At 69.8% G+C, this 12124-nt stretch carries 6 protein-coding genes; all 6 read right to left on the bottom strand.

Annotated elements, in window-relative coordinates; all coding sequences use genetic code 11:
- Window position 1 precedes the first annotated feature (1 nt).
- Window positions 2–571 carry a hypothetical protein gene (locus ACX1D0_RS04390; RefSeq protein WP_459019675.1) on the bottom strand — a complete coding sequence of 190 codons (570 nt, stop codon included), beginning with the start codon at window positions 569–571 and terminating at the stop codon, window positions 2–4.
- Complete coding sequence (gene dnaE, locus ACX1D0_RS04385; protein ID WP_459019674.1) at window positions 571–4104, bottom strand: DNA polymerase III subunit alpha; 3534 nt, start codon at window positions 4102–4104, stop codon at window positions 571–573. Before dnaE ends, ACX1D0_RS04390 begins: the two co-directional genes overlap by 1 nt.
- A gap of 85 nt (window positions 4105–4189) precedes the next feature.
- On the bottom strand, window positions 4190–5767 hold the full coding sequence (locus tag ACX1D0_RS04380; protein ID WP_459020384.1) for an aspartate:alanine exchanger family transporter: 1578 nt from the start codon (window positions 5765–5767) through the stop codon (window positions 4190–4192).
- A 25-nt stretch (window positions 5768–5792) separates the two neighbouring features.
- Window positions 5793–6089 (bottom strand): putative quinol monooxygenase, encoded by a 297-nt coding sequence (locus ACX1D0_RS04375; RefSeq protein ID WP_459019673.1) that lies wholly within the window; start codon window positions 6087–6089, stop codon window positions 5793–5795.
- Between the two features lie 16 nt (window positions 6090–6105).
- Window positions 6106–7572 (bottom strand): glutamate synthase subunit beta, encoded by a 1467-nt coding sequence (gene gltD / locus ACX1D0_RS04370; RefSeq protein WP_459019672.1) that lies wholly within the window; start codon window positions 7570–7572, stop codon window positions 6106–6108.
- Complete coding sequence (gltB, locus tag ACX1D0_RS04365) at window positions 7565–12094, bottom strand: glutamate synthase large subunit (RefSeq protein WP_459019671.1); 4530 nt, start codon at window positions 12092–12094, stop codon at window positions 7565–7567. The genes gltD and gltB overlap by 8 nt, the downstream gene beginning before the upstream one ends.
- Window positions 12095–12124: the final 30 nt, after the last annotated feature.

Raw genomic sequence — 12124 nt, 5'->3', positions numbered from 1 at the left:
TCTAGTCCGAGGCGGTGGCCTCCTCCGCCGGACGGTCCACGCGCGGCTCCGGCCAGAAGGCCGCCATCAGCATGATCGGGGTCGTGGAGGCGAACGGCGCCACCACCAGAGCGGCCATGGAGCGCAGCGCCAGGTCCACACGCACCACGTCCCCCGCGCGGGCCGCGGCGAGCCGCTCGATGAACCCGGACTCGCCCACGAACAGTCCCACCTGCCACGCGGTGAGCGCACAGCCCAACGAGGCGATGAGCGGCACGGCGATGACCACCCATCCGAGACGGTGCAGGATCACCCAGCCGACGGCGCCTATCACCAGCCCCACCACGCCGGTGACGACGGCGAAGGTCACGTCGGCCGCGACGATGCTGGTGTGCGCGCGCTCGTTGATGGAGGCCGTCATGTCGTCGTTGACCGTGTAGGCGGGCAGCGGGGTGAGCCCTGACCAGAGCAGCCCCGCCAGGACGCCGAGGACGACGGCGCCGGCCAGGTACAGCCCCACCCTCCAGGCAGGCGTGTTCCAGAGCTCCGCCAGTTGACCCTTGCGCGAGAAGACCAGCACCTCGTCCGACATCACAGTTCCTTCCCGACGCCGACGCAGCTGGGTCCGAGGACCGCCTTGAGGTCTGCAAAGAGCGCCGAGGTGAGCTCCACCCGGAACCCGTCCCCGAGCCGGAAGGTCTTGACCTGGTCACCCGTGCGCAGCTGCAGGTGCACTTCGGCGGAGCCGGGGTACTGGGCCAGGATCTCCTTGATCCGGTTGACCACGCCGGGCGTGCAGCGCACGGCGGGGAGCGTGAGGGCGAGCGGGCCCGCGTTACCCTCGGCGCTCATGTGGGGCGCCACGATGTGCTGGGCGCGCATCCTGCCGCGGTCCTCGCCGGACTCGACGGTGCCCTCCACGGAGACGATGGTGTCCGGCGCGAGGTGCGCGGCCACCTGGTCGTAGACCCGCGGGAACACCGTCACCTCGATGGAGCTCGTGAGGTCCTCGAGGACCACCTGGGCCCAGATGTTGCCGGCCTTGTTGACGCGGCGGTTGACGGAGGTGATGAGGCCGCAGAGCTTGGTCTGCCCGCGGTAGCCCTCGCCGGCCGCGGCGGACGCGATGGGGCGCTCGCTGTTGGCCTGCAGCACGTGCTCGAGACCGTTGAGCGGATGGTCGGAGACGTAGAGGCCCAGCATCTCGCGCTCGAACGCCAGCTTCGTGCGCCGGTCCCATTCGTCGATCAGCGGCACCTGCTCGCGCGTCGTGGCGCCACCCGGGTCGTCCACAGGCGCCAGGCCGAAGTCGAAGCCGTCCTGCCCGTTCTCCGCGTTGCGCTTGACGTCGATGATCGAGTCCACGGCCGTCTCGAAGATCCCCATGAGCGCGCGCCGCGTGTGGCCCATCTCGTCGAAGGCGCCCGCCTTGATGAGCGACTCGATCACGCGCTTGTTGCACATGAGCAGCGGGGACTTGTCCAGGAAGTCGTGGAAGTCCGTGGCGGGCCCGGTGCGCTGGCGCTCGGTGATCCACGCCGTGACCACCTTGTCGCCGACGTTGCGGACCGCGCCCAGGCCGAAGCGGATGTGGTCGCCCACCGGCGTGAACTGCGTCTCCGACGAGTTCACGTCCGGCGGCAGCACCTGGATGCCCATCCGGCGGCACTCCGCCAGGTACAGCCCGGACTTGTCCTTGTCGTCGCGCACGGACTGCAGCAGCGCGGCCATGTACTCGACGGGGTGGTTGGCCTTCAGCCACGCCGTCCAGTACGAGACCAGACCGTAGGCCGCCGAATGCGCCTTGTTGAACGCGTAGTCCGAGAACGGCAGGAGAACGTCCCACAGGGTCCGCACGGCGTTCATGGAGAAGCCGCGCTCCTGCATGCCGCCCGAGAAGATCTCGTACTGGGCGTCCAGTTCCGACTTCTTCTTCTTGCCCATGGCGCGGCGCAGCAGGTCCGCGCTGCCCAGCGAGTAGCCCGCCAGCTGCTGGGCGATGGCCATCACCTGCTCCTGGTAGACGATGAGACCGTAGGTCTCCCCCAGGATGGGCTCCAGTGCCTCCGCCAGCTCGGGATGGACCGGCTCCACCGGCTCGCGGCCGGTCTTGCGGCGCGCGTACTTGTTGTGCGAGTCCGCGCCCATGGGGCCGGGACGGTACAGGGCGCCGACGGCCGAGATGTCGGCGAAGCAGTCCGGCTGCATCTGGCGCAGGAGCGCCCGCATGGGGCCACCGTCGAGCTGGAAGACCCCGAGCGTGTCGCCGGCCTGGAGCAGCGCGAAGGTCCGGGGATCGTCCAGGCTGAGCGTGTCCAGGTCCACCTCGATCCCCTTGTTGAGCTGCACGTTGCGCACGGCGTCGTCGAGGACCGTGAGGTTGCGCAGGCCCAGGAAGTCCATCTTGATCAGGCCGAGGGACTCGCACCCCGGGTAGTCGAACTGGGTGATGATGGCGCCGTCTGCCTCGCGCTTCATCAGCGGGATGATGTCGATCAGCGGCGAGGCGGACATGATCACGCCCGCGGCGTGCACCCCCCACTGACGCTTGAGCCCCTCCAGGCCCATGGCGGTGTCCACGACGGTCCGCACGTCCGGCGAGGTCTGGTAGAGCTCGCGGAACTCGTTGGCCTCGTTGTAGCGGTTGTGCTGCTCGTTGAACAGCTCGGTGAGCGGGACACCCTTGCCCATGACGTCGGCCGGCATGGCTTTGGTGATCTGCTCACCGATGGAGAACGGCATGTCCAGCACCCGGGCGGCGTCCTTGACGGCGGCCTTGGCCTTGATGGAGCCGTAGGTGATGATCTGCGCCACCTTGTCCGAGCCGTACTTCTCGGTGACGTAGGCGATCACCTCGCCGCGACGACGGTCGTCGAAGTCGATGTCGAAGTCCGGCATGGAGACGCGCTCGGGGTTGAGGAACCGCTCGAACAGCAGGCCGTGTTCGATGGGGTCCAGGTCCGTGATGCGCAGCGCGTAGGCGCACATCGAGCCGGCACCCGAGCCGCGGCCCGGCCCGACCCGCACGCCGTTCTCCTTGGCCCAGTTGATGAAGTCGGCCACCACCAGGAAGTAGCCGCTGAAGCCCATCTGCGTGATGATGCCGGTCTCGAACCGGGCCCTGTCCCACACCTCGTCGGGCACCCCGCCGGGGTACCGGATCGCGAGGCCCCGCTCCACCTCCTTGACGAACCAGCTGTCCTCCGTCTCGCCGTCCGGGCAGTCGAAGCGCGGCATGTAGGTGCCGGTGCCCTCGTCGAAGACCGTCTCGACACGCTCGGCGATGGCCAGCGTGTTGTCGCAGGCCTCCGGCAACTCCTTGAACAGCAGCCGCATCTCCGCCGGGGACTTCATGTAGTAGCCGTTGCCGTCGAACTTGAACCGGTCCGTCTGCGCCTTGCGGGAGCCGGCGGACACGCACAGCAGGGTGTCGTGCGCGTCCGCGTCCTCGGCGTGGACGTAGTGCGAGTCGTTCGTGGCCACCAGCGGCAGCCCGAGGCTCTTCGCGATGCGGAGGAGGTCCGTGCGCACCCGCGTCTCGATGTCCAGGCCGTGGTCCATCAGCTCCACGTAGAAGTTGCCTGCCCCGAAGATGTCGCGGAACTCGGCGGCGGAGGCCAGCGCGTTGTCGTACTGGCCCAGCCGCAGGAACGTCTGCACCTCGCCGGAGGGGCAGCCGGTGGTGGCGATGAGGCCCTTGCCGTACTGGTTGAGCAGTTCCCGGTCCGCCCGCGGCTTGTAGAAGAACCCCTCCAGTGAGCTGCGGGTGCTCAACCGGAAGAGGTTGTGCATCCCCTCCTGATTGGAGGCCCACATCGTCATGTGCGTGTAGGCCCCCTTGGAGGCCACGTCGTCGCCGGTCCCGTCCCCGAACTGCACCCGCTTGCGCTCGGAGCGGTGCGTGCGGGGCGTGAGGTAGGCCTCCAGGCCGATGATGGGCTTGACGTTGAAGTTCTTCGACGCCTTGTAGAACTCGTAGGCGCCGAACAGGTTGCCGTGGTCCGTGATGGCCAGCGCCGTCATGCCGAGGTTCTCGGCCTGCTTGAACATGTCCTTGACGCGGGCGGCGCCGTCGAGCATGGAGAACTCGCTGTGGTTGTGGAGGTGGACGAAGGTGTCGGTCATCGTCGTCTCCTCCCTCCGTCACCGTGCGACGGGTCCCCACCATACCCGCCGTCGACGATGGTCGCGGCGCGGCGCGGCCGGTGGCTCACGCCACAACCCCCAGGACCTGCACGGCGACGATCTTGGCGACGATACCCAGCGCGAACAGGGCGGCGTATCCGGCGTCGATCCGCCCGTCGCTGACCCGCGAACTCGCGAACGACAGGATCGCCGGCTGCCCGACGTAACCCGCGAACCCCCCGGCGGCCCGGGGTGCGCTGAGTCCCAGCAGCCGGGACCCGGCGAGGAACAGCACCGCCGAGACGGCCACGATGATGGCCGCCAGCAGCCCGGCGCGCAGGCCCGTGGCGGTGAGCGCCTGCTCGGCGAACAGGGGGCCGGAGGCCAGCCCGACGCTGGCGAGGAAGAGCAGCAGGCCAAGCTGCCGGATGGTGAGATTGACCGTCAACGGCATGGCCCAGATCAGCGGACCGGTGCGGTGGGTGGCGCCGAGTACCATGCCCACGAGCAGCGGCCCGGCCGCGGAGCCGAGCGAGAACGCGGCGTCTCCGGGCAACGGCACGCTGACGGCGCCGACCAGCAGACCGGCCACCAGCCCCAGGCCCAGCGCCAACGCGTCCACCTCCGCGACGCGTCGCTCCGAGTCGCCGAGGAACGCCGACAGGTCGTCGAGCTCCTCCTGAGGGGCCACCGCCAGCACCCTGTCGCCGAGTTGCAGGACGAGGTCGTCGCGGGCCAGCAGGTCGGTGTCGCCGCGTCGCACCCGGGTGAGCACCGCGCCGAAGCGGCTGGGAAGGTTGAGCTGCGCCACGCTCCTGCCCGCCACCGCCGGCGAGGACACCACCAGGCGCGTGAAGTCGACGGCGCCCCGGTCATCCGTCAGTTCACGGCTCAACCGGTGGCCGAGGTATCCGATGGCTTCCTCCACGGCGGCCGGTGAACCCACGACGAGCACCTGGTCCCCGGCCTGCAGGTCCTCGCCGGGGGCGAGCACGCGGGTGCGCGCGTCGCGCACGAGGTAGCTCATCTTGATGGTCTCGTCGGCCCAGCCGGGCACCCCGCGCTGCGCGGTGGCCCGCTTGACGTGCACGGACTCGGCCACGATGCCGTCGGCCGAGGCCGGCGTGGGGTCGTTCGTCGCGGGCCAACGGCGGCCCACCACCAGAGCCACCACGAGGATGGCCAGGACGACGCCGACCGGATAGCCGAGGGCGTAGCCGACGGCCGCGTCGGGGCTCCCGGTGGCCGAGGTCGCGGCCGCCAGCGCCGGGGTGGACGTCAGCGCGCCGGCCAGCAGGCCGGCGATCATGCCGGTGCCCAGGCCCAGCCAGGAGCCGATGAGCACCGCCAGCGCGGTGACGGCGCCGAGCACCGCGACACCCATGACCATGAGGGGCAGCTGGCGTCTGAGATCCGCGAAGAACGTCTCCCCGGCCGCGATGCCGACGGCGTAGACGAAGAGCGCCAACCCCAGCGTGGAGACCAGTGCGAGGCCGTCGCCGAGGGCCGGGTCAAGGGCACCCAGCGCCAGCCCCACGAACAGCGCACCGGCGGCGCCCAGCTTCAGCGGACCGAACGGGATGATCCCGACGGCGGCGCCCACCGCCACCACCAGCATGATGGTCAGCAGGGGCGACGAGGCGAGCAGGTCCAGCACAGTCAGCAGGCTACTCTGCCGCGGGCAGGGTTCAGCTGTGGGCGGGTTGGTTCAGCCAGGTGAGCTGGGAGGCGTCCTCGGCGATGTGGTGGACGAGCTCCGCGTTGAACTGCGCGCCGTACTCCGCCGTGATGTGGGCCTGGAACGCGGCGTCGTCGCGGTACTGCTCGAACACGAACCAGCGACGCGGGTGCTCCTCCCTGGTGAACGGGAGGAACTGCACGTTGCCAGGTTCGGCGCGCACCTTGTCCGTGAGGCCGGCCATCAGCTCGGCCACGCGGTCCTCGTGCCCGGGCAACGCGGTGAACTCGGCGAAGAGTGTCTTCATGAGCAGACTCTAGCCATCAGACCAGCAGCTGGCGGGCCTCCGGGCCGATGGGCCGCGGCAGCTTCGAGGTGCCACTGAGCTGCGCGTCGACGCCCTGCGCGCAGGACCGTCCCTCCGCGATGGCCCACACGATCAACGACTGCCCACGCCCGGCGTCGCCGCACACGAACACGTTGTCCACGTTGGTGCGGTACAGCTCGTCGCGCACGATGTTGCCGCGCGGGTCGAGGGCCAGACCGAGCTCCTCGACCAGACCGGTCTGCTCCGGTCCGCTGAAGCCCATCGCCAGCAGGACCAGCTGGGCCGGCACGTGGCGCTCGGTGCCCTCGAGGGGCACGAACCGGCCCGCCTCGAAGCGCACCTCGACGATGTCCAGCCCCGCCACCCGGCCCGCGTCGTCGCCGACGAAGCGGTTGGTGGACACGGCGTAGACCCGGTCGCCGCCCTCCTCGTGGGCGGAGGTGATCTTGAACGTCATCGGGTAGGTGGGCCACGGCTGTCCGTGCGGACGGGTCTCGGGGGGTGTGGGCATGATCTCCAGCTGCGTGATGGAGCGCGCGCCCTGCCGGATGGAGGTGCCGAGGCAGTCGGCGCCGGTGTCGCCGCCGCCGATGATGACCACGTCCCTGCCCTCGGCGGTGATCTGGTCCGGCACGTCCTCGCCCAGCGCGCGCCGGTTGGCCTGGGGAAGGAACTCCATGGCCTGATGGATCCCGGCCAGCTCGCGCCCCGGGACGGGGAGGTCGCGCGGCACCGTCGAACCGATGGCCAGCACCACCGCCTCGTAGCGTTCCAGAAGCTCGCGGCCGGTGAGGTCGACGCCGATCTCGACGCCGGTCTTGAACTGGGTGCCCTCCAGCACCATCTGCTTGAGCCGGCGGTTGAGGACGGCCTTCTCCATCTTGAACTCGGGGATGCCGTAGCGCAGCAGGCCGCCGATGGCGTCGGCCCGCTCGTAGACCACGACGGTGTGTCCGGCCCGTGTGAGCTGCTGGGCCGCCGCGAGGCCCGCGGGGCCGGAGCCGACCACGGCCACCGTCTTGGCGGTGTGCCACTCGGGCTGTTGCGGCACGACGCGGGAGTCCTCCCACGCCTTGTCGATGATGGCCACCTCGACGTTCTTGATGGTCACCGGGTCCATGTTGATGGCCACCACACAGGCGGTCTCGCACGGCGCCGGGCACAGGCGTCCGGTGAACTCCGGGAAGTTGTTGGTGGCGTGCAGCCGGTCCAGCGCGGCCTGCCACTCGTCGCGCCAGACGAGGTCGTTCCATTCAGGGATGAGGTTGCCCAGCGGGCAGCCGTTGTGGCAGAACGGGATGCCGCAGTCCATGCAGCGCCCGGCCTGGGCCGAGATGATCGGCAGGAGGGCCCGGCCTGGGCTGCCCGGGTAGACCTCCTTCCAGTCGTGCACGCGCTCCTCCACCGGGCGGCGATCCGCCACCTGGCGGGGAGTGGTCATGAATCCTTTGGGATCAGCCATGAGCGGCCTCCATCATCAGTGTGGTGGTTTCCTCGACGGTGAGCCCGTCGGCGACGGACTGGGCCTGGACGGCCATGATGCGGGCGAAATCGCGGGGCTGGACCTTGGTGAACCGCAGCCGCAGGTCCTCGTCGCCGAGCTGCAGGAGTTCGTCGGCCACCAGCGATCCGGTTTCGGCCCGGTGCTCGCCCAGGAGGGCCCGGATGCGGGCGATGTCGGCGTCCGTGGGGTCGACGGGGTCCGCCAGTTCGGTGTTGAGACGCAGCGGGTGGAGGTCCAGCACCCACGCCACGCCGCCGGACATGCCCGCGGCGAAGTTGCGCCCGGTGGGGCCGAGGACGAGGACCTCGCCGCCGGTCATGTACTCGCAGCCGTGGTCTCCCACGCCCTCGACGACGGCGGTGGCCCCGGAGTTGCGCACGCAGAACCGCTCGCCCACGAGTCCTCGGAGGAACATGGCCCCCGAGGTGGCGCCGTAGCCGATGACGTTGCCGGCCACGATCTGCTCGGCCGGGTCGAAGCTCGACTCCGACGGCGGGGTGACGACGAGCCGGCCGCCCGAGAGCCCCTTGCCGAAGTAGTCGTTCGAGTCGCCGATGAGGCGCAGGGTGATGCCGCGGGGAAGGAAGGCGCCGAAGCTCTGCCCACCGGTGCCGGTGAGCGTGAACTCGATGGTGCCGGCGTCCAGTCCGCGCCCGTCCGTGGCCTTGGTGACCTCATGCCCGAGCATCGTGCCGACGGTGCGGTCCACGTTGCGCACGGTGAGCGAGTGGCGCACCTGCTCGCCGCGGCTCAGCGCGGGCTCCGCGAGGCGGATCAGCTCCACGTCCAGCTTGGCGTCGAGGCCGTGGTCCTGCGTGGTGGTGCAGTGCCGGGGGGTGCCTTCGGGCACGTCGATCTCCGCCAGGACGGGGCCAAGATTGAGCCCGTGGGTCTTCCAGTGGCCCACCGCCTTGCCCACGTCGAGCAGGTCCACGCGGCCGACCGCCTCCTCGATGGAGCGCAGGCCCAGCTGGGCCAGCAGCTCGCGGACCTCCTGGGCCATGAACATGAAGAAGTTGACCACGTGGTCCGGGTCGCCGTGGAACTTGCCGCGCAGCTCGGGATTCTGCGTCGCGACGCCCACCGGACAGGTGTCCTTGTGGCACACGCGCATCATGATGCAGCCGGAGACCACCAGCGGGGCCGTGGCGAAGCCGAACTCCTCGGCGCCCAGGAGGGCGGCGACGATGACGTCGCGCCCCGTCTTGAGCTGTCCGTCGCACTGCACGACGATCCGGTCCCTGAGGCCGTTGAGCAGCAGCGTCTGCTGCGTCTCGGCCAGGCCCAGTTCCCACGGGGCGCCGGCGTGCTTGACCGAGGTGAGCGGCGCCGCGCCCGTGCCACCGTCGTGGCCCGAGATCAGCACCACGTCGGCCTTGGCCTTGCTGACGCCCGCCGCGACCGTCCCGACGCCGATCTCGGAGACCAGCTTGACGTGCACCCGCGCCGACGGGTTGGCGCACTTCAGGTCGTGGATCAGCTGCTTGAGGTCCTCGATGGAGTAGATGTCGTGGTGGGGCGGCGGGGAGATGAGGCCCACGCCGGGCGTCGAGTGGCGCGTCTTCGCCACCCACGGATACACCTTGGGGCCGGGCAGCTGCCCGCCCTCGCCCGGCTTGGCGCCCTGCGCCATCTTGATCTGGATGTCATCGGCGTAGGTGAGGTATTCCGACGTGACGCCGAAGCGGCCGGAGGCCACCTGCTTGATGGCGGAACGGCGCGACGGGTCGTGCAGCCGCTCCGGGTCCTCGCCTCCCTCGCCGGTGTTGGACTTGGCGCCGATGCGGTTCATCGCCACGGCGAGCGTCTGATGCGCCTCCATGGAGATGGAGCCGTAGCTCATCGCGCCCGTGGAGAACCGCTGGACGATGCTCTCGACCGATTCCACCTCGTCGATGCTGATCGGCTGCGCCGGCTTGAAGCCCATGAGGGAGCGCAGCGTCATGATGCGCGACGAGTTGTCGTCGACCAGCGAGGTGTAGCGCTTGAACATCGCGTAGTCGCCGGTGGAGGTGGCGTGCTGGAGGCGGAAGACCGTCTCCGGGTCGAAGAGGTGCGGCTCGCCCTCGCGGCGCCACTGGTACTCGCCGCCCACCAGCAGGTTTCGGTGCGCCAGGGGGATGCCGTCGCTGGGGTAGGCCGTGGTGTGGCGCGCCTTGATCTCGTCGGCCAGCTCGCCCAGCCCGAGGCCGCCCAGGCGGCTGGTGGTGCCGGTGAAGTAGCGGTCCACGACGTCCTGGCTGAGGCCGACGCATTCGAAGATCTGCGCGCCGGTGTAGGAGGCGATGGTGGACACGCCCATCTTGCTCATCACCTTGAGCACGCCCTTCGACAGCGCCTTGGCGACGTTGGCGATGGCCTTCTCCGGCGACACGTCGACGTACATCTCGCGCCGTGCCAGGTCCTCGGCGGTCTCGAACACCAGGTACGGGTTGATGGCGGCGGCGCCGAAGCCGATGAGCAGCGCCATGTGGTGCACCTCGCGGACGTCGCCGGCCTCCACGACGAGGCCCACCTGCGTGCGGGTCTTCTCCCTCACCAGGTGGTGGTGCACGGCCGCGGTCAGGAGCAACGACGGGATGGGCGCCAGCTGGGCGGTGGAGTGCCGGTCCGACAGCACGATCGCGCGGGCGCCGCCGCGGATCGCCGCGGAGACCTCCTGGCAGATCTCGTCGATCTTCTTCTCCAGGGCGCGGCCCCCGCCGGCCACCTTGTAGAGGCCGCGGACCACGTGGGTGCCGTAGCCGGGCAGCTCACCGTCCTGGTTGAGGCGCACGATCTTGGCCAGCTGCTCCGAGTCCAGGATGGGCCGGTTCATGGTGATCTGGCGCGCAGCCTCGGGCGTGGGCTCGAGGAGGTTGCGCTCGGGGCCGATCTTGGTGGTCAGCGACGTGACGAGCTCCTCGCGGATGGCGTCGAGCGGCGGATTGGTCACCTGCGCGAACAGCTGCTTGAAGTAGTCGAAGATCAGCCGGGGCCTGCTGCTGAGGACCGCGATCGGGGAGTCGGTGCCCATCGAGCCGATCGGCTCGGCTCCGGCGTTGGCCATCGGCGCGATGATGAGCCGCAGCTCCTCCTCGGTGTAGCCGAACACCTGCTGCCTGCGGATCACGGAGGCGTGCGAGTGGACGATGTGCGCGCGGCTGGGGAGCTGGTCGAGCTCGATCTTGTTCTCGGACACCCACTGGCCGTAGGGGTGCTCAGCGGCAAGCGCGCCCTTGACCGCCTCGTCGGATTCGATGGTGTGCTTCTCCAGGTCCAGCAGCAGCATGCGGCCCGGCTGGAGCCGTCCCTTGCGCACCACGTCACCGGCCTCGATGGGAAGGACACCGGCCTCGGAGGCGAACACCACCAGGCCGTCGGCGGTCTCCCAGAAGCGCCCGGGGCGCAGGCCGTTGCGGTCCAGGCAGCCGCCGATGATGGTGCCGTCGGTGAAGGTCATGCAGGCGGGGCCGTCCCAGGGCTCCATGATCATCGAGTGGTACTCGTAGAACGCGCGACGCTCGGGATCCATCTCCGCGTGGCCCTCCCAGGCCTCCGGGATCATCATGAGCACCGCGTGGGGCAGCGAGCGGCCGCCGAGGTGCAGCAACTCCAGCACCTCGTCGAACGACGCCGAGTCCGAGCCGTCGGGGGTGCAGATCGGGAAGAGCTTCTCCAGGTTGCCGGGGAACTTGTCCGACGTGAGCAGTGCCTCGCGGGCCCGCATCCAGTTGCGGTTGCCGCGCACGGTGTTGATCTCGCCGTTGTGGGCGATCATCCGGTAGGGGTGCGCCAGCTCCCACGCGGGGAACGTGTTGGTGGAGAATCGTGAGTGGACCAGGGCCAGCGCCGATTCGATCCGCTCGTCGTGCAGCTCCGGGAACACCTCCTCCAGCTGGGCGGTGGTGAGCATGCCCTTGTAGACCAGCGTGCGCGAGGAGAGCGACGCGAAATACACGCCCACCTCGTGCTGGACGCGGCGGCGCAGCACGTAGGTGGCGCGGTCCAGCTCGATGCCTTCCTGGCCCTCGCGGCCGGCCACGACGAGGTGTTCGAAGTGCGGCATGGCCCCGATGGAGATCGGCGAGAGCGTGGCGGTCTCGACGGGCACCTCGCGCCACGCGATGACGTCCAGCTCGACCTCGTCGGCGAGGGCCTCGATGGCCGCCTTGGCCTCGGCCCGGGCCTGGTCGTCGACGGGGAGGAAGGCCATGCCGACGGCGTACTCCCCGGCGTCCGGGAGCAGCGCGTCGACGACACCCCTGAGGAAGCGGTCCGGAACCTGGATCAGGATGCCAGCGCCGTCACCGGCGGCCTCGTCCGCGCCGGTGGCCCCACGGTGGTCCAGGTTGCGCAGCGCCTCAAGACCCTGCGAGACGATCTGGTGCCGGGGCACGCCGTCGAGATGGGCGACGAAGGCCACACCGCAGGCGTCGTGCTCGTAGGAGGGGTCGTACAGACCCACCTTCTCGCGGTGCGGGAACACGCTCTGAGCCATCTGCTGGTCCTCCTCGGTCACTTCCAGGAC

It is taken from the genome of Tessaracoccus pujii, assembly GCF_054483895.1.
Note: the sequence above shows the minus strand (reverse complement) of the source record. Positions and strands in the feature narration are given on the sequence as shown.